This window comes from Rossellomorea vietnamensis, assembly GCF_001305855.1.
Lineage (GTDB): Bacteria > Bacillota > Bacilli > Bacillales > Bacillaceae_B > Rossellomorea > Rossellomorea vietnamensis_A.
In genome coordinates this window covers 17,078-35,517 of sequence record NZ_LIXZ01000020.1, presented here as the reverse complement: position 1 = coordinate 35,517, position 18,440 = coordinate 17,078, and the positions used below count along the sequence as shown (strand labels likewise).

The following is an 18,440-nucleotide window of genomic DNA, read 5'->3' as shown; positions in this document are numbered from 1 at the left end:
AGGCTCTTTTTTTTGTCTTTTTAAAGCCCTATTTTCAAAAATGTTGGTTCTTACGTTTTTTGTATACCCAGGCCATTAAAGAGTTGAAACCTTTAAATATAGATTTTTTGTGTTTTTGAGGTAAAGAAAAATCGACAAAGGTTTGTTCTTGGAAAGCTGGTGTTTTGGGCTGGGAAATGGAAGTAAGGTAATTCGCCTTATGCTTGTCGGGCCTGAGCAAGCCGCCTCCGCTTTTCTGCGATATCCAGCTCCGGCGGCTAGTCCCTCGAGGTCATAAGTCAAATCAACCAAAAAGGCAAAGGACGCCTTTCCGGTTGATTCGCCTTATGCTTGTCGGGCCTGAGCAAGCCGCCTCCGCTTTTCTGTGATGTCCAGCTCCAGGGGCTTGGGGCTCGAGGTCATAAGCCGAGGAACCCAAAAAGGCAAAGAACGCCTTTCCGGGTTCCTCGTCTTATGCTTGTCGCCCCAGTGCGAGCCCCTTCCGCTTTTCGTTTGTCAAATATATGTACTTTTATATGAATCCTTGAAATGGTAGAGTTTTTAGGATATATTCGTTATGGATAAAAAGGTTATTGGAGGACCAAAAATGACAAATAGATATGCCGTTATATTAGCTGCCGGACAAGGGACGAGAATGAAGTCGAAGCTTTATAAAGTTCTTCATCCTGTGTGTGGCAAGCCGATGGTGGAACATGTGGTCGACCAAATATCAACACTACATATAGAGAAGACTGTCACAATCATCGGTCATGGTGCTGAGCTTGTGAAGTCGCATTTAGAAGGCAAGAGTGATTTCGCTCTTCAGGCTGAGCAATTAGGGACAGCTCATGCTGTGATGCAGTCTGAAGATGTCCTGGGTGACTTGGAAGGTACGACTTTAGTGGTATGTGGTGATACACCACTCATTAAAGGAGAGACGATGGAAGCGCTTGTGCAGCATCATGAAGGACAGGGTGCCAAAGCGACTATTTTAACGGGTCATACGGAATCCCCTGATGGATACGGACGGATCATCCGCAACCAAGATGGATTAGTGGAACGCATTGTGGAACATAAAGATGCAAGTGAAGAAGAACGAAGCGTGAAAGAAATTAATACCGGCACATATTGTTTTGATAATAAAGCGTTATTCGATGCCCTTAAGAAGGTTTCGAATGATAATGTACAAGGGGAATATTATTTGCCCGATGTCATTGAGATCCTTCAATCGGAAGGTGAAATCGTCAGTGCATATCAGACAAGTGACTTTGATGAGACTCTTGGTGTCAACGATCGTGTCGCCCTTTCTCAAGCAGAGATCACAATGAAAAAGCGCATCAATGAATTCCATATGCGCAATGGTGTAACGATCAAAGATCCAAACAATACGTATATTGATGCGGATATAACGATCGGAAGAGATACCGTGATCCTTCCCGGCACAGTGCTTCAAGGCAGCACATCAATCGGTGAAGATGCCTTGATCGGACCGAACTCCGAGGTAAAGGATTGTCAGATCGGGGACCGTACAGTCCTGAAGCAGTCTGTGGCTCATGACAGTTCGATCGGCGCGGATGTTCAAATTGGGCCATTTGCTCATATCCGCCCTGCTTCTACCATTGAAGATGAAGTGAAGATCGGTAACTTTGTAGAAATCAAGAAAGCGACATTCGGTAAAGCGAGTAAGGCCTCACATTTAAGCTATATTGGTGATGCTGAAGTGGGACGTGACGTCAATATCGGGTGTGGTTCGATCACAGTGAACTATGATGGGAAGAATAAGCACCTGACAAAGATTGAAGATGGTGTATTTGTAGGCTGCAATTCTAATCTGGTTGCCCCTGTCAACGTAGGGAAAGGTGCATACATTGCAGCTGGTTCTACCATTACCGAGGATGTTCCCGGTGAGTCTCTTTCCATTGCGAGAGCTCGCCAAGTAAATAAAGAAAATTATGTTCAAAATCTAAATCATAAGAAATAATGGGAGGTCCACAATGCCAAACTCTTATATTAATTCCAAGTTGAAAATCTTCTCTCTTAATTCAAACTACCATCTTGCAAAGGAAATTGCTGATGAAGTAGGAGTTGAATTAGGTAAATCGTCCGTTAAACGTTTTAGTGACGGTGAAATCCAAATCAATATCGAAGAAAGTATCCGTGGTTGTGATGTATTTGTCATTCAATCTACTTGTCAGCCGGTAAATGAAAACCTGATGGAGCTTCTGATCATGGTGGATGCCCTGAAACGTGCTTCTGCCAAGACGATTAATATCGTGATGCCTTACTATGGTTATGCCAGACAAGACCGTAAAGCGAGAGCGCGTGAGCCGATCACTGCTAAATTAGTGGCGAACCTATTAGAAACAGCGGGTGCTACACGTGTCATCACATTGGATCTTCATGCTCCTCAAATTCAAGGTTTCTTCGATATCCTGATCGATCACCTCATGGGTGTGCCGATCTTAGCGGATTACTTTGAAGAAAGAGGATTCAACACGGAAGATCTTGTTATCGTATCCCCGGACCATGGAGGAGTGACAAGAGCACGTAAGCTTGCAGAACGCCTGAAAGCTCCTATTGCGATCATTGATAAGCGTCGTCCGAAGCCGAATGTGGCGGAAGTGATGAACATCGTCGGGAATATCGACGGGAAAATCGCGATCCTGATCGATGATATCATTGATACTGCAGGTACGATTACCCTGGCAGCCAATGCGTTGGTTGAAAACGGAGCAAAAGAAGTCTTTGCTTGCTGTACGCATCCGGTTTTATCCGGCCCTGCCATCGAGCGCATCCAGAACTCGAATATCAAAGAGCTGGTTGTAACCAACTCCATCCCGCTCGGGGAAGAGAAGATGATCAGTAAAGTGAAGTCCCTGTCAGTGGCTCCTTTGATCAGCGAAGCGATCATCCGCATCTACGAGCAACAATCTGTCAGCACTCTTTTTGATTAAGAATTAATATTTGTAGTTTGTGCATAGGAAGAAGAGCTTGTCCCTTCGGTTGGGACAGGCTCTTTTTTGTATTTCCCTCCACCCTTCAAGGAGGCATGAATGCTCTTATGGCGACATTCACGGAACGATCCTGCCGTTCCAAAATCTTTTTCTATGTTTATTTCAAATGTGATTGGGGTAATTACTATATATAGAACTTTAACTAACATAAAAGATTAGGGAAGGTGTTGGATTAGACATGGCAACAGAATTAAAAGCAAATACGAGGAAAGATTTTAAACGATCTTCATTAACAAAGCTGAGACATGAGGGGAATATCCCTGGAGTCGTATACGGCTACAAAGCAGATAATACACCAGTTATGGTAGACGCCATTACATTTATTAAAACGATTCGTGAAGTCGGAAGAAACGGAATCATTTCTTTAAACGTAGATGGCAATAAACAAAACGTCATTTTAAGTGATTACCAGCAGGATCACCTGAAGGATGCAGTCACACATGTTGATTTCCTTGCTGTGAATATGTCAGAAGAAATCGATGCTGATGTTCGTATCGAGCTTGTAGGAGAAGCAGCCGGCGTAAAAGACGGTGGCGTAATGCAGCAACCGTTGCATGAGGTATCTGTAACAGCCAAACCGAAGGATATTCCGGAATCCATAGAAGTGGATGTAACCGAACTCCAAGTGGGAGAAACGGTAACGATCAGCGATATCCGTGATAAGTACAGCGTCACTCTTAATGAAGAGGATGACCGCACGATTGCTTCCATTCTTGCTCCAAGACAAGAAGAAGAAATCGACAGTGGTGAAGAGCAGGAAGCTGGCACGCCTGAGAATGAAGAAGGAAGAGAATCGGAAGCCAGTGACGAAAGTGAATCGAAGGAAGAGTAAAATCAATATTTTTTGGCGTAACCTTTTGCAGGTTGCGCTTTTTACGTTATTCTAGAGGTATAAGGTCAGAAGAGGTGTTAGAAATGAAATTAATCGTTGGGCTCGGGAATCCGGGATCTCAATATGAGAAAACGAGACATAATATCGGTTTCGTTATTATAGATGCACTAGCCGATCGACTGGGCGTTTCGTTAAATCAGTCCAAGTTTAAAGGGGTTTACGGCACATATCATCATAAGGGTGAAAAAGTCGTTCTGTTAAAGCCGCTTACGTATATGAATGTGTCAGGAGAAAGCATTGTACCCCTGATGGATTATTTTGAAATTGAAGATGAAGATTTACTTGTCATTTATGATGACCTGGACTTGCCTGTAGGAAAATTAAGACTAAGGCAAAAGGGAAGTGCCGGGGGGCATAATGGCATTAAATCGACCATTGCCCATTTAGGTTCCCAGCAATTTAATCGACTGCGGGTGGGCATCGACCGTCCGACCAATGGAATGAGCGTCCCGGATTACGTCCTGGGTAAATTTTCGAAGGAAGAGCAGACGGAACTGGATAAAGCTATTTGTTCAAGCGTGGAAGCATGTGAAGCCTGGTTGGATAAACCATTCCTTGAGGTCATGAATAAATTCAACTGACCGTGTCATATACTGAATTTCCAGGGTTCCTATATTCAATCCTTTAACCGCTTTGAATAACTCCCTTCTAACAGGTTCATACTAACAGTATAAATGTGTATGGAGGGAAAGATATGGCTATCCATTACCAGTGTCGGCATTGCGGGACAAATGTCGGGACTCTTTCAAATGTATCCGTGCATTCCGAGCAGCTCGGGATTCATATGCTGACGGACGAAGAGCGGTTACATATGGTTCACTATCAGGACAACGGGGACATCCAAGTGAAAACGATCTGTGAAGATTGTCAGGAGAGCCTGGAAAGAAATCCTGACTACCATGAATTAGATCATATCATTCAGTAAGAACGCTTTGGTGAAGAGCCAAAGCATTTTTCTGTTTATACTTTTAGATTATTTATAGAAAGAACCACAGGGGAGGAGCGTACACTTGAAAGGTATTTTAAAGCAGGTTCACCAAAGTGAAGAGCTACAGTCCATCATCGCTGGAGTGGAGGAGCGTCTGTCTGAACAACTTGTGGCAGGATTGTCCGGCTCATCCCGGACAGCTTATATAGCAGATGTATATTTACAAACGAATAAATCCACCGTAGTGGTGACGCATAATTTGTTTCAAGCCCAGAAAGTCTATGACGATCTCATACAATTTTTGTCTGAGGACGAAGTATATTTATATTCTGCTAATGAGCTGATCGCAGCTGAACTAAGTGTGGCAAGCCCTGAGTTGAGGGCACAGCGGATCGAAGTAATGAATAAGCTTTCCAACCATCAGCAGGGTGTCTATATTGTACCTGTTGCCGGATTGCGTAAGATCCTTCCACCTAAGTCGATGTGGGCAACGAATCAGATCAGTTTTCAAATGGGTGAAGATATCGACTTGGATGAAGTATTAAATCAATTGGTGCAAATGGGCTATCAACGGACAGGGATGGTCAGCACACCTGGCGAATTCAGCCTTCGCGGGGGAATTGTCGATATTTTCCCATTAACAACGCAGAACCCTGTCCGTATCGAATTATTCGACACTGAAATTGATTCGATACGTCTCTTTTCGGTTGAAGACCAGCGCTCGATTGATAAACTTAATGAAATAGAAATTGGCCCTGCCACAGAGGTCTTATTGAAGTATGAAAATATGGAGAGGCTCATTCATGAAATCAACGCAGGTCTTTCCACAAGCTTGAAGAAGGTCAAATCGGCGGCCGTAAAGGAGAAGATGACAGAGTACATAGGTCATGAGGTGGGGCAGCTTGAGAACGGGGAGGTTCCTGAGCAAATCTTTAAGTACTTGTCCCTCGCATATGATAAGCCTAGTAGTTTGCTAGATTATTTACCCGAGGACGGGGTTCTGTTCTTTGATGAGTACAGTCGCGTCCAGGAAATGAGTGAATCCCTCGAGAAAGAGGAAGCGGAATGGTATACTTCCCTGCTTCAGGAAGGACAGATCATTCATGACGTACATGTCTCCCATACGTTTTCATCGTTAGTCAGTAAGACGAAGCTGCCAAAGGTATATTTCTCATTGTTCCTCCGTCATATTCCGAATACCAGTCCACAAAATATCTTTAATGTTTCAACGAAGCCGATGCAGAATTTCCATGGGCAGATGAACGTACTGAAGGCAGAGTTGGATAGGTGGAAAAAAGGAAAATATACCGTTGTCTTGTTAGGACCGGATCAAGAGCGCGTCAAGAAGCTTCAAAGGGTACTGGATGATTACAAAATTGAGATTGCCTTTGTTGAAGACGGGGATAAGCTCCTGTCGGGAACGATCCAGATGATCAATGGAAGCCTGACAAGCGGGTTCGAGCTCCCCCTTCAGAAGCTTGCGGTTATTACGGAAGAAGAATTGTTCAATAAGAAAACCAAAAAGAAGCCGAGAAGGCAGAAACTTTCAAACGCAGAGAGAATCAAAAGTTACTCTGAACTGAAAGTTGGGGACCATGTGGTTCATGTGAATCACGGGATCGGTAAATTCCTTGGGATTGAAACATTGGAGATCAACGGGGTCCACAAAGACTATCTCCATGTGAAGTATCAAGGGAATGACAAACTTTATGTACCGGTCGATCAAATTGAATTGGTCCAGAAATATGTCGCATCCGAAAATAAGGATCCAAAGCTTTATAAACTGGGTGGAAGTGAATGGAAGAAGGTCAAGTCGAAGGTTCAATCTTCTGTTCAGGATATCGCCGATGATTTGATTAAGCTTTATGCTGAACGGGAAGCGGCAAAAGGTTATGCCTTTTCTCCAGATGGGGACATGCAGAGAGAGTTTGAAATGGCTTTCCCTTATGAAGAAACGGATGATCAGCTGCGTTCTGTCAGTGAAATCAAGCTCGATATGGAAAGAGAACGTCCGATGGACCGGTTATTGTGTGGGGATGTAGGCTATGGTAAGACCGAGGTTGCGATCAGGGCCGCCTTCAAGGCGATTGCAGATGGAAAACAAGTGGCCATCCTCGTGCCGACCACCATCCTTGCTCAACAGCATTTTGAAACGATCAAGGAGCGTTTTCAGGACTTCCCGGTGGAGATCGGTTTATTAAGCCGTTTCCGAACGAGAAAGCAACAGCAGGAGACGACGAAGGGGCTCAAGAATGGAACGGTGGATATTGTAGTGGGAACCCACCGACTTCTCTCAAAAGACATTCAATACCGGGATATAGGACTCTTGATCATCGATGAGGAACAAAGGTTCGGTGTCACGCATAAAGAGAAGATCAAACAATTAAAAACCAATATTGACGTACTGACCTTAACGGCCACACCGATTCCCCGTACCCTTCATATGTCGATGCTCGGTGTAAGGGATTTATCGGTTATTGAAACACCACCTGAAAACCGGTTCCCGGTTCAGACCTATGTCATGGAGTACAACGGTGCTCTGATTAAAGAAGCGATTGAAAGGGAAATGGCGAGGAATGGCCAAGTGTATTTCCTTTATAATCGTGTAGAAGATATCGAAAGAAAAGCCGATGAGATTTCCATGCTGGTGCCTGATGCCAGGATCGCCTACGCTCATGGTCAAATGAGCGAGAACGAGCTCGAAGCCGTCATTTTAAGCTTCCTTGCAGGAGAATATGATGTGCTGGTCACCACCACAATCATTGAAACGGGTGTGGATATCCCGAACGTCAATACGTTGATTGTGTTTGATGCCGACCGGATGGGCTTGTCCCAGCTTTATCAACTAAGGGGACGTGTCGGGCGTTCGAACCGGGTGGCTTACGCCTATTTCACCTATAGGAAAGATAAGGTCCTGACAGAAGTGGCGGAAAAACGATTGCAGGCGATCAAAGAATTCACGGAGTTAGGATCCGGATTCAAAATTGCCATGCGTGACTTGACGATCCGTGGAGCGGGTAACCTCCTCGGGGCACAGCAGCACGGATTCATCGATTCTGTCGGATTCGACCTGTACTCCCAAATGCTGAAGGAAGCCATCGAAGAAAGAAAAGGGGATCTTCCGAAGCAGCCTGAGTCAAGCTTTGAAGTGGACATTGAGATCGACGCTTATATTCCGGATGATTATATTAAAGATGGTCATCAAAAGATCGAAATGTATAAACGATTCCGCTCCCTTTCTTCCCTTCCTGAAATCGAGGAGCTCGAAGAAGAGATCCTGGACCGATTCGGGGAATATCCGGAAGAAGTGGGATACTTATTCCTTATCTCTGAAATGAAGATTTATGCCAAGAATACAAAGCTCGAATCCATAAAGCAGGATAAGAAAACGGTGAATATCTTTATGTCACCGGAAGGAACTGCACAGATCGACGGTTCCAAAGTATTCAATCTTTGCAACAAACACGGCCGTGCTGTCGGACTTGGAATGGAAGGCTCCAAGCTTAAAATATCGATCAACACAGCACGCTTGGAAGCATCCAAATGGTTTAATATGGCATATGACATCATCAAACACCTGGATGAAGCGGTGAAAATAGAAGAAAGCGTATGATCATTTCATCAATTCGACACAAACCAGTGGCATTTCTTCCCTTCGTTATAATAATGTAACCAAAATGTAAACGCGCGGATTGTTTTACTTTACTATGATAAGGGTATTAGTATTTATGCAGCTGCCAACAATGGAAAAAGATACCTGCATTAGAATTTTAGTGAAATTACAGAAAAAATAACTGAATGTGTATAGAACTTCTAAGTTGTAAGATACTAAACTCAACAATGGTAAGTATTCAACAAAGGTGAATACATTGCCAAATAAAAATCATCTGATGAAAGTGAGGCAACTATAGATGAAAGCAACTGGTATTGTTCGTCGTATTGATGATTTAGGACGTGTCGTCATTCCGAAAGAAATTCGCAGGACATTAAGGATTCGCGAGGGAGATCCCCTGGAAATCTTCGTTGATCGTGACGGAGAAGTCATCTTAAAGAAATATTCCCCAATCAGTGAACTTGGTGACTTTGCTAAGGAATATGGCGAAGCATTATACGACAGTCTTGGAAGTGCCGTGTTAATTTGTGATCGGGATACTGTCATTGCCATCTCCGGCGCTTCGAAGAAAGAGTATTTAAATAAGAACATCAGTGAACTCGTTGAGAAGGTAATGGATGACCGCACGTCTCTATTACACACTCAACAGGGACAAGCTGAGCTTGTTGATGGACACGGTGAGGATCTTGCTTCCTATACGATTGCTCCGATTGTCGCAAATGGAGATCCGATTGGTGCCGTTGCGATTTTCTCAAAGGAACGTACAGTAGGCGAAGTGGAACAAAAGGCAGTAGAAACGGCAGCTGGCTTTTTAGCAAGACAAATGGAGTCATAAACTAAAGGAGTGGCAAATAGCCGCTCTTCTTTTTTTTGCCGTCAACCCCACTAGAGAAAACTTATAGCCCTTTATGGTAAAATGACCAGTACATAATTGATTTTTTCTTCGGTCTGATCAGATTGAAGGAAGTGGGTCAGAAAGGCAGGAAAACGGGTTGAGTAAGAAGTACTCCTCCAGTCAATTTTTAAAAGGAGCCATGGTATTAACACTTGCGGCATTGGTAACAAAAGTATTAAGTGCAGTTTACCGGATTCCTTTTCAAAATATTGTTGGAGATATCGGATTTTATATATATCAGCAGGTGTATCCGTTCTACGGGATTGCCATCGCCCTATCCACATATGGATTCCCTGTCATCATTTCAAAGATGGTAGCAGAGAAGTTAGAAGGGGATGATGAAGAAGGCGCGAAGAGAGTGGCCGTCACCTCTTTTCTATTTCTTTGTCTCGTTGGTGTTTCCTGGTTTCTCCTCGTATACTTCGGTGCAGGAATAATCGCACGTTGGATGGGAGATCCCCTGCTAAAGCCGTTACTTCAAGTAATTTCTTTATCGTTCCTATTATTAGCTCCCCTCTCCGTCATCAGGGGGTATTATCAAGGGAAAGAAGATATGGTGCCAACGGCTGTCTCTCAAGTGACGGAACAAGTAATCAGGGTGGCGACGATTCTGATCTTTTCGACCATTTTGGTAACCCAGGGGTTCTCTTTATATATGACAGGGAAAGGAGCACTGTTCGGGTCGATTACCGGTGGTCTGGGCGGACTTCTGGTTCTTCTTTCCTTCCTTACTGCACGCAGGGAAAATCTGTTCTCACGGAAATACCTGTCTCTGCCAGACGATTACGTACAGATCTGGTCCCGGTTATTCAAGAACGGAACAGCTATCTGTGTAAGTGCCATGCTGCTCGTCTTACTCCAATTTGTTGATTCATTAAATGTATACTCCCTCCTTCTGTCATCAGGGATGGAAGCGGAAAGCGCGAAGACGTGGAAGGGGATTTATGACCGGGGCCAGCCCTTTGTACAACTGGGGACGGTAGTGGCTACATCCATCTCACTGACCATCGTCCCATTGGTGACGAATGCCTATCTCAAAAGAAGAGAATCGTTAGTAAGGGAGTACAGTCAGTTATCCCTTAAGATCAGTATTACCATCGGATTTGCTGCCACACTGGGCATCATCAACATCATGGTACCGACCAATACGATGCTGTTTGAAAATGCCCTCGGATCAAAAGTCATCGCTGTCTTCTGTCTATCGATTTTCTTCAGCTGTCTCATTTTAACGTTTGCAGGCATTTTTCAAGGAATCGGGAGGATTTATTACCCGGCATTCTATATAGTAACGGGAATTTTAGTGAAATACCTGGGCAATGCCTGTCTCATCCCAATGATGGGAGTCATGGGGGCATCTGTCTCGACTGTTGGCTCTTTAAGTATAATTGCCATTATGATGGTAATAAAGCTTAGAAAGCTGTTCCCGATCCGTTTCTTCACGTACTCTTTTTATAAAACATTGCTGCTTAGCGGAGCGGCCATGACAATTGGATTACAGGGACTTTTGTGGATATATGATACACTTCTGGATAATGGAATGCCCGGTCGTCCACTTTCCGTCCTTTTTTCATTAGGAGGCGTTTGTATCGGAGGCGTCATTTTTTTGATCGTGTTTTTAAGAGGGAATGTCCTTTCAAGAGAAGACATCAGTTTCTTGCCATTTGGGAGTAAATGGGTGTGGTTGATGAATAAAGTTCAGCCGAATAATAAGTAGCGAGGAGATTAACATGAATACGATAACGATAGTCGGGTTAGGCGCAGGAGATATGGAACAGCTGGCGCTGGGAGTATATAGAAGGATTAAAAACAGTTCACATCTTTACTTAAGGACGGATCAGCATCCCGTCATAAAGGATTTGGCAGCAGAAGGGATCACGTATCAATCCTTCGATGCTGTCTATGAAAAATATGATCAGTTCAATCTCGTATATGAAGAAATTGTTCAAGAACTGATCGCGGCATCAGAGCAGCATTCCCTTGTCTATGCCGTTCCGGGTCACCCGCTGGTCGCTGAAAAAGCTGTCCAAATGCTTCTGGAACTTCATAAAGAAGGGAAGATTCACGTCGAGATCGGTGGGGGACAGAGCTTTATCGATGCTTTATTTGCTTCTGTAGGAGCGGACCCGATTGATGGTTTCCAGCTTCTTGATGGTACCAGCTTAAAGCTTCATGATATTCACATGAATCAGCAGCTCATCATCGGGCAGGTGTATGATGCATTCATCGCTTCTGAAGTAAAACTCACTCTGATGGAGCTTTATCCGTATGATTATGAGGTTGCACTTGTCACGGCTGCGGGAAGTGGGGAAGAGAAGGTGGAACGGATTCCGCTGGTGGAGCTTGACCGGGTTGCCGGTCTTAGCAATTTGACGAGCCTTTATGTGCCGGCAGTGAAAGATATGGAATCTTCCTTTAAGCAATATGCGACACTAAGGGAAATCATCTCGACGCTTCGGGGACCGAATGGCTGCCCGTGGGACAAAGAACAAACCCACCACTCACTCAAGAAATATCTCCTTGAGGAAACATATGAATTACTGGAAGCCATCGAGGAAGAAGATATTGATCATATGATCGAAGAAATGGGAGATGTCCTCCTTCAAATCATGCTCCATGCGCAAATAGGCGAGGATGAAGGCATGTTCACAATGGAAGAAGTAATAGAAGGCCTTGCCTCCAAAATGGTCCGGAGACATCCTCATGTATTTGGTACCGTTCAAGTGGAAAACACCGAACAGGTGAAAGCAAACTGGGAGGAAATCAAAAGCCGAGAAAAGCAGAGTGGAACTGAACCGATGCTCAAGAAGGTGGCGAAAGGGATGCCTGCTCTCATGAAGGCATATGAATACCAGAAAAAGGCCGCGAAATCAGGCTTTGATTGGGCAGACCCTCAAGGGGCATGGGAAAAGGTGTGGGAAGAATTAAAGGAATTTGAAAGAGAAGTCGAGAATAATAGTGAACACGACATGAAAAAAGAATTTGGAGATGTGTTATTCGCGCTCATTAATGTCGCCAGATTCTATAAGATCTTTCCTGAGGAAGCATTGGCCATGACGAATACGAAATTTTACCGCCGCTTTTCTTATGTTGAAGAGCAGGTCCTGAAATCCGGCAAGAGCTTTGAGGATTTCACATTGGAAGAGTTAGACCGATTTTGGAACGAAGCAAAAAAGATGAATATAGAATAAGGGGAAATGTACAATGGTATCTATGAGATTAGATAAATTTTTGAAAGTATCCAGACTCATTAAAAGAAGAACACTGGCGAAAGAGATCGCCGACCAGGGACGTATCACCGTGAATGGACAGCAGGCCAAAGCAAGCTCCAATGTAAAAGTCGGGGATGAGTTAAGCGTAAGGTTTGGCCAAAGAATTATGAGGGTAAAGATTGAAAGGCTTCTTGAAACAACGAAAAAAGAAGAAGCGAGCGGGCTTTATTCTGTCCTTTCAGAGGAAAGGGTCGAGGAAACAGAGTAAAGGGATACATAGCATTTGGTCCGTTATTTGGTTCTATTTTTCCCCTGTACACATAAACATAGTTACAAAGCTTGTACTATGGGAATGTGAGGGATGGATATGAATCAATATGATGGAAACAAAGATAAAACGACCTTTCAAGAACATGACGTGATGATGAGGGGCCGAAAGCTTCTCGATATTACAGGAGTGAAGCAAGTGGAAAGCTTCGATAACGAAGAGTTTCTCCTTGAAACCGTCATGGGATTCCTCTCTGTCAGGGGCCAGAATCTTCAAATGAAAAACCTGGATGTGGATAAAGGCATCGTCTCTATAAAAGGAAAGGTGTTCGATCTCGTTTACCTGGATGAACAAAACGGGGAGAAGGCTAAAGGCTTCTTTAGCAAGCTGTTTCGATGACCCTCTCGACCCAGTTCTATACCATGCTCTCCATGATCGGCATGGGGGCACTATTTGGTATGACGTTGGACACGTATTCCCGGTTTTTACACCGGTCCGAGAGAAAACGATGGCTTGTATTCATCAATGACATCATGTTTTGGGTTTTACAGGCACTGGCGATTTTTTATATTTTATTCATCGTGAATTTCGGTGAGATCCGTTTTTATATTTTCATTGCACTCCTATGCGGTTTTGCCGCTTACCAGGCGTTGATCAAGCAGCATTATTTGGCGTTACTTGAACGGCTGATATTGTTTTTTATCTCCCTGTATAATTTCGGAGTGAAAATGGTGAAAAGATTGATTTATTCACCGATAAAATGGATGATCGTGCTTCTGATCACGATTGTATTATCTATAGGAAAAGGGCTCTTATCCGTCATATTATTCCTTTTAAAGGTAATCTTGAAGGTGGTGCAGTGGGCGATTAAGCTCGTAACCACACCAATATGGTGGATATTGAAGGGTATTTGGAATTTATTGCCGAAAAATCTTACAAAAAGAGTCGAGAAGTTATATAATAAAGTGGCAGGAATTTTTAAAGCGTACATCAAAAAAGTATATAGAGTGGTAGAAAAGTTCAAAAAGAAACCTAAAGATAAAGAATAGGGCTTAAGGCTTTGCCACTCCATATTGTAAAGGAGGTTTGGGAATGAGAAAAAACGTGACACCAATGGAAAATGAATATGTCCGTCATCAGGAGCATATGCATAAATCTTCTTCTAAGAGAAAAAAGCGTTTGGTCCGTCGATTAGCGGTTTTCTTTGTTTTAGTGTTGGCAATTAGTGGATTTTTAATCTCGACCCTCATTTCCAGAGCCCAGGTTTTAGAAGATAAACAAACGGAAAAAGCGCAATTAGAAAAAAAGTTAGAAGACCTGAAAGATAAGCAATCTGCCTTGGAAGAAGAGATTGTGAAGCTTAACGATGATGAATATATAGCCAAACTGGCGCGCCGGGATTACTTTTTATCAGATGAAGGTGAGATTATTTTCAACATACCTGAACCAGATAAAGAGAAAGAAGAAGAGGTGTCTTATTGACACTCTTTTTTTTAATTGGCTATAATATATAATAAGGTTTATCTTTTATAATTTTAAGGAGGAGCATTTCTTTTATGTCAATCGAAGTAGGCAGCAAGTTACAGGGTAAGGTAACAGGTATTACAAATTTTGGAGCGTTCGTGGAATTATCGGAAGGTTCAACAGGTTTAGTTCACATTAGTGAAGTTGCAGACAACTATGTTAAGGATATTAACGAACACCTTAAAGTCGGCGACGAAGTAACAGTTAAGGTTATTAATGTTGAGAAAGATGGAAAAATCGGTTTGTCCATCCGTAAAGCGAAAGAGCAACCACAACGCCCTCAGCGCCCTCAGCGTCCTCAACGCCCGCGTAGTAATAACAAACCGAACGACACACGTACGAAAGAAAGTTTCGAACAAAAGATGGCACGTTTCTTGAAAGACAGTGAGGATCGTTTATCATCTTTAAAGAAGAACACTGAATCTCGTCGTGGTGGAAAAGGGGCGAAAAAAGGTTAACTTGCTGTCTATTAACCCATATAGCAGGTTGTGAACGGAAAACAGGCATACTCATTTTGATGAGTATGCCTGTTTTTTTATATTTGGATAGAAACCATTACACAGGAATTTCACCTGCTCCTATCGAATAGTTAGAGATAAATAACTTTAGTGGGGGCAGGATGGATGAAAAACGAACAGATTATCGATCATTATGAGTCATTTAAGACGTGGTTGGAGGAATTGAAGCTGCTCAGTGAATATGAATGGTTCAAGCCTATGGAGGAAGATAAATGGTCGATCGCTGCCAATGTATCCCACATCATTAAATGGGATCAATATTCTTTACAGGAGATTCTCCCTCATGTTGCAGAAGGGACGGAACTTTCACCTTTTCCTGATTTTCAGAAATTCAATGGAGAAGCGGAAGAATATGCCCATCGCGTAGTGAACAAGGAAGATTTGATTGAAGAAGGGATCAAAACAAGGGAACGCATGATCACATATGTAAAAAGCCTCTCGGAAGATGATTTTGAACAATCATTTAAAGTCGGGGATCAAAGCTTTACCCTGGAAGAATTTTTTGAAGACTTCATCGGTCACGATAAGCACCATCAAGAGCAGATCGAAGAAGTGGTATCTGCCGAAAAGGTTTGACCGGATAATAGAATAAACAAAAAAGACTATCATCATGATAGTCTTTTTTCTATGACCCGTACGGGATTCGAACCCGTGTTACCGCCGTGAAAGGGCGGTGTCTTAACCGCTTGACCAACGGGCCAGAACAATATGGTAGCGGCGGAGGGGATCGAACCCCCGACCTCACGGGTATGAACCGTACGCTCTAGCCAGCTGAGCTACACCGCCATATGGATATGCGCCTTTTTGGCACAAAAACTATGATACCCAGAAAGGGTTTGCTTGTCAATAACCAATTATAAAAGAAATTGTCAAAATTCCCTTAAGCACGGTTGCATAAGCATTTGAAAAGAAAAAATCCAAACTCGAAAGGAAAGGGAGCTTGAATATTCTGAATATTTTACCGGAAACCATAGAAAGACGTCGAAACATTCTTGGAATGCATTCCCTCATTTTGACAAAGTTTTGAGCCTGTACCATTTATACTGAACAAAAAAGAAATGGGGAGTGTTTCATACATGGGGAAAGTCGATCAGTCGATCATCGAACCTGTTCAGAACGTTGACATTGAACAAACGAAGGTGGAACTGTCCAAGGGGATCCGGTCCATTTATTCAAAGCTTGAGTGGCTATTCGTAGAAAAGGGGGTTGCTTTATTCGTCATCGGGTTTCTCCTCGGAAGAGCCTTAATCCTTTCACATCTGACACCTTTTGCTCTGCCGTTCTTTGCGTCGGTTTATATCATCAGGAGAGAGAAGTCACCGATCGCACTTATCGGATTGCTGGCAGGAGCGCTCACCTTATCCATTCCTAGTATCAGTTATACGTTTGTCAGTGCGGTATTATTCCTGTTAACGTATCGATTATCGCAGAAATATCACAAGAATAATGTGAGGGCTGTCGCATTTTATGTGTTCTTTACGGTGATGGCTGCCAAGCTTGGGTTCGATTATGTCCAACAGGGACAAGCCTTGACGATCTATAACGGGGTCATGGCGGTAATTGAAGCGAGCCTTGCGTTTCTCTTAACCTATATCTTCATCCAGAGCATCCCCCTTGTAACGGTTCAGCGCAGAAGGAAATCACTGAAAACAGAAGAAGTGGTCAGTTTGATCATCCTCCTCGCCTCGATCATGACGGGAACGATCGGATGGTCATTATACAATCTGTCTGTGGAACATGTGTTATCAAGATATCTGGTACTGCTGTTTTCCTTTATAGCAGGGGCTACAATGGGCTCGACGGTAGGGGTCGTGACCGGCCTCGTCTTCAGTTTAGCCAACGTTTCGAGCTTTTATCAAATGAGCTTGCTTGCTTTTTCCGGTCTTCTGGGCGGACTCATGAAAGAGGGGAAGAAATTCGGAGCGGCAATCGGTTTGTTAATCGCTACATTACTAATGGGCATGTACGGGGATTCGGATACAGTCATTACGAAAACTCTCTATGAATCTGGGGTAGCCATATTACTTCTATTTCTGACCCCTCAAAGTTTAACGTCTAAAATTGCGAGGCATATACCTGGTACAGCTGAATATCAGCAGGACCAGCAGGGCTATATGCGCCGGGTGAGGGATGTGACCGCTCACCGGGTCACTCAATTTTCGTCAGTGTTTCAGGCTCTTTCAAATAGCTTTCAACAAATTGAAGACCGGTTTGAAGAGGAGGAAGATAAAGAATTCGACTATTTTCTAAGCAATGTCACGGAGAAAACGTGTCAAACCTGCTTTAAGAAGGATCAGTGCTGGGCGCGAAATTTTGATAAAACCTATAATCTCATGAAAGATGTGATGACCGAGTACGATCAGGGAAGGGTCCCCCTTTCCCCGAAACTTGAAAGAGAAGTAGAGAAGCATTGTACGAGAGAGAAGAAATTGAAGGATACGATCTATCAGGAGCTCACTTTCTATCAGGCCAATCTGAAATTGAAGAAACAGGTTCAGGAAAGCAGGAAGCTTGTGGCTGACCAGCTGCTTGGTGTGTCCGAAGTCATGGGGAATTTCGCGAAAGAAATCCAGAGGGAAAGGGAGAATCATCATATTCAGGAAGAGCAGATCCTGGCGAGTATCGGAGAGTTCGGGATCGAGATCGAAAACATTGAAATCTATAACCTGGAGCAAGGGAATGTCGATATCGATATGACGATGCCTTATTGCGGAGGTCACGGACAGGGGGAAAAGCTCATCGCACCTATGTTATCCGATATTCTGGGTGAAAACATCGTTGTACAAAAGGAGGAATGTGCTCAATTTCCGAATGGTCAGTGTCATGTAACCTTTCAATCTGCCAAGAAATTTGTCGTCGATACAGGGGCATCCCATGCGGCAAAAGGAGGCGGACTGGTTTCAGGAGACAGTTATTCCATGATTGAATTGGGAAGGGGGAAGTATGCCGTTGCGATCAGTGACGGGATGGGGAACGGAGAACGGGCCCATTACGAAAGCAATGAAACACTGAGACTATTGAAAAAGATCCTCGAGTCGGGGATTGAAGAACAGGTGGCGATCAAGTCCATCAATTCGATTCTCTCCCTCAGAACGAATGATGAAATTTTCTCCACATTGGATTTAGCCATGATCGACCTGCAGAATGCGTCTTCAAGGTTCTTAAAAATAGGTTCGACACCAAGCTTCATTAAGCGGGGGGATAAAATCCTCAAGGTGGAAGCCAGCAACTTGCCGATGGGAATGCTTCAGCAGGACTTTGATGTCGATGTCGTCTCGGAGCAGCTGAAAGCAGGAGATCTTCTCATCATGATGAGTGACGGTGCCTTTGAGGGGCCGAAACATGTAGAAAATTATGACCTGTGGATGAAGAGAAAGATAAAGGAACTCGAAACCGATGATCCACAGGAAGTGGCAGATATACTAATGGAGGAGGTCATCAGGTCGAGCTCAGGTTTAATAGAGGATGATATGACGATTGTGGTTTCAAAAATCAAACATAACATACCGAAGTGGTCATCCATCCCCATGCAAAAATCGAAGACGAAAGATAAAATTTCCTAGGGTAAGCACCCTTTAAAATAGTTAACTAGAGTATAAA

The 18,440-nt window shown here is 43.5% G+C and carries 16 protein-coding genes and 2 tRNA genes; 16 read left to right on the top strand and 2 right to left on the bottom strand.

Features of this window, described 5'->3' with window-relative positions; all coding sequences use genetic code 11:
• Window positions 1-586: 586 nt before the first annotated feature.
• From glmU to AM506_RS18655, 15 genes are all read left to right on the top strand, one after another.
• Entirely contained in the window at window positions 587-1,960 is a 1,374-nt protein-coding gene (glmU, locus tag AM506_RS18725) for a bifunctional UDP-N-acetylglucosamine diphosphorylase/glucosamine-1-phosphate N-acetyltransferase GlmU (RefSeq protein ID WP_060674225.1), read from the top strand.
• A 13-nt stretch (window positions 1,961-1,973) separates the two neighbouring features.
• Entirely contained in the window at window positions 1,974-2,933 is a 960-nt protein-coding gene (locus AM506_RS18720) for a ribose-phosphate diphosphokinase (RefSeq protein WP_060674223.1), read from the top strand.
• A gap of 238 nt (window positions 2,934-3,171) precedes the next feature.
• Window positions 3,172-3,825, top strand: a complete 654-nt coding sequence (locus tag AM506_RS18715) for a 50S ribosomal protein L25/general stress protein Ctc (protein WP_060674221.1) — start codon at window positions 3,172-3,174, stop codon at window positions 3,823-3,825.
• 83 nt (window positions 3,826-3,908) lie between these two features.
• Window positions 3,909-4,466 carry an aminoacyl-tRNA hydrolase gene (gene pth / locus AM506_RS18710; protein WP_060674219.1) on the top strand — a complete coding sequence of 186 codons (558 nt, stop codon included), beginning with the start codon at window positions 3,909-3,911 and terminating at the stop codon, window positions 4,464-4,466.
• Between the two features lie 113 nt (window positions 4,467-4,579).
• On the top strand, window positions 4,580-4,810 hold the full coding sequence (locus AM506_RS18705; protein WP_034762976.1) for an anti-sigma-F factor Fin family protein: 231 nt from the start codon (window positions 4,580-4,582) through the stop codon (window positions 4,808-4,810).
• Between the two features lie 85 nt (window positions 4,811-4,895).
• Entirely contained in the window at window positions 4,896-8,426 is a 3,531-nt protein-coding gene (mfd, locus tag AM506_RS18700) for a transcription-repair coupling factor (RefSeq protein WP_060674217.1), read from the top strand.
• Window positions 8,427-8,724: 298 nt separating this feature from the next.
• Window positions 8,725-9,261 carry a stage V sporulation protein T gene (spoVT, locus tag AM506_RS18695; RefSeq protein ID WP_060674215.1) on the top strand — a complete coding sequence of 179 codons (537 nt, stop codon included), beginning with the start codon at window positions 8,725-8,727 and terminating at the stop codon, window positions 9,259-9,261.
• Between the two features lie 157 nt (window positions 9,262-9,418).
• Window positions 9,419-11,035 carry a putative polysaccharide biosynthesis protein gene (locus tag AM506_RS18690; protein WP_235576155.1) on the top strand — a complete coding sequence of 539 codons (1,617 nt, stop codon included), beginning with the start codon at window positions 9,419-9,421 and terminating at the stop codon, window positions 11,033-11,035.
• 13 nt (window positions 11,036-11,048) lie between these two features.
• On the top strand, window positions 11,049-12,509 hold the full coding sequence (mazG, locus tag AM506_RS18685; RefSeq protein WP_060674213.1) for a nucleoside triphosphate pyrophosphohydrolase: 1,461 nt from the start codon (window positions 11,049-11,051) through the stop codon (window positions 12,507-12,509).
• 22 nt (window positions 12,510-12,531) lie between these two features.
• Window positions 12,532-12,798 carry an RNA-binding S4 domain-containing protein gene (locus tag AM506_RS18680; protein WP_034763029.1) on the top strand — a complete coding sequence of 89 codons (267 nt, stop codon included), beginning with the start codon at window positions 12,532-12,534 and terminating at the stop codon, window positions 12,796-12,798.
• 99 nt (window positions 12,799-12,897) lie between these two features.
• Complete coding sequence (yabP, locus tag AM506_RS18675) at window positions 12,898-13,197, top strand: sporulation protein YabP (RefSeq protein WP_060674270.1); 300 nt, start codon at window positions 12,898-12,900, stop codon at window positions 13,195-13,197.
• The gene (gene yabQ, locus AM506_RS18670; protein ID WP_060674211.1) at window positions 13,194-13,847 is read left to right on the top strand and encodes a spore cortex biosynthesis protein YabQ; all 654 of its coding nucleotides are present in this window, start codon (window positions 13,194-13,196) and stop codon (window positions 13,845-13,847) included. The genes yabP and yabQ overlap by 4 nt, the downstream gene beginning before the upstream one ends.
• 43 nt (window positions 13,848-13,890) lie before the next feature.
• Window positions 13,891-14,280: an FtsB family cell division protein gene (locus AM506_RS18665; protein ID WP_060674209.1), complete on the top strand. Its 390-nt coding sequence runs from the start codon at window positions 13,891-13,893 to the stop codon at window positions 14,278-14,280.
• A gap of 74 nt (window positions 14,281-14,354) precedes the next feature.
• Window positions 14,355-14,780 carry a S1 domain-containing RNA-binding protein gene (locus AM506_RS18660; RefSeq protein WP_060674207.1) on the top strand — a complete coding sequence of 142 codons (426 nt, stop codon included), beginning with the start codon at window positions 14,355-14,357 and terminating at the stop codon, window positions 14,778-14,780.
• A 165-nt stretch (window positions 14,781-14,945) separates the two neighbouring features.
• Entirely contained in the window at window positions 14,946-15,416 is a 471-nt protein-coding gene (locus tag AM506_RS18655; RefSeq protein WP_060674205.1) for a DinB family protein, read from the top strand.
• A gap of 52 nt (window positions 15,417-15,468) precedes the next feature.
• Here AM506_RS18655 and AM506_RS18650 read toward each other — a convergent pair.
• Window positions 15,469-15,540 (bottom strand) — tRNA-Glu (locus tag AM506_RS18650).
• 9 nt (window positions 15,541-15,549) lie between these two features.
• Window positions 15,550-15,626, bottom strand: a tRNA-Met gene (locus AM506_RS18645).
• 290 nt (window positions 15,627-15,916) lie between these two features.
• Between AM506_RS18645 and spoIIE the strand changes: the two genes are divergently transcribed.
• Complete coding sequence (spoIIE, locus tag AM506_RS18640) at window positions 15,917-18,403, top strand: stage II sporulation protein E (RefSeq protein WP_060674203.1); 2,487 nt, start codon at window positions 15,917-15,919, stop codon at window positions 18,401-18,403.
• Window positions 18,404-18,440 lie beyond the last annotated feature (37 nt).

Bases quoted from the DNA above. Each gene is read 5' to 3' on its own strand.
- AM506_RS18660 (WP_060674207.1), top strand. From the start codon at position 14,355: ATGTCAATCGAAGTAGGCAGCAAGTTACAGGGTAAGGTAACAGGTATT.
- AM506_RS18665 (WP_060674209.1), top strand. From the start codon at position 13,891: ATGAGAAAAAACGTGACACCAATGGAAAATGAATATGTCCGTCATCAG.
- yabQ (WP_060674211.1), top strand. From the start codon at position 13,194: ATGACCCTCTCGACCCAGTTCTATACCATGCTCTCCATGATCGGCATG.
- yabP (WP_060674270.1), top strand. From the start codon at position 12,898: ATGAATCAATATGATGGAAACAAAGATAAAACGACCTTTCAAGAACAT.
- AM506_RS18655 (WP_060674205.1), top strand. From the start codon at position 14,946: ATGAAAAACGAACAGATTATCGATCATTATGAGTCATTTAAGACGTGG.
- spoVT (WP_060674215.1), top strand. From the start codon at position 8,725: ATGAAAGCAACTGGTATTGTTCGTCGTATTGATGATTTAGGACGTGTC.
- pth (WP_060674219.1), top strand. From the start codon at position 3,909: ATGAAATTAATCGTTGGGCTCGGGAATCCGGGATCTCAATATGAGAAA.
- glmU (WP_060674225.1), top strand. From the start codon at position 587: ATGACAAATAGATATGCCGTTATATTAGCTGCCGGACAAGGGACGAGA.
- AM506_RS18715 (WP_060674221.1), top strand. From the start codon at position 3,172: ATGGCAACAGAATTAAAAGCAAATACGAGGAAAGATTTTAAACGATCT.
- mazG (WP_060674213.1), top strand. From the start codon at position 11,049: ATGAATACGATAACGATAGTCGGGTTAGGCGCAGGAGATATGGAACAG.
- AM506_RS18680 (WP_034763029.1), top strand. From the start codon at position 12,532: ATGAGATTAGATAAATTTTTGAAAGTATCCAGACTCATTAAAAGAAGA.
- AM506_RS18720 (WP_060674223.1), top strand. From the start codon at position 1,974: ATGCCAAACTCTTATATTAATTCCAAGTTGAAAATCTTCTCTCTTAAT.
- AM506_RS18705 (WP_034762976.1), top strand. From the start codon at position 4,580: ATGGCTATCCATTACCAGTGTCGGCATTGCGGGACAAATGTCGGGACT.
- spoIIE (WP_060674203.1), top strand. From the start codon at position 15,917: ATGGGGAAAGTCGATCAGTCGATCATCGAACCTGTTCAGAACGTTGAC.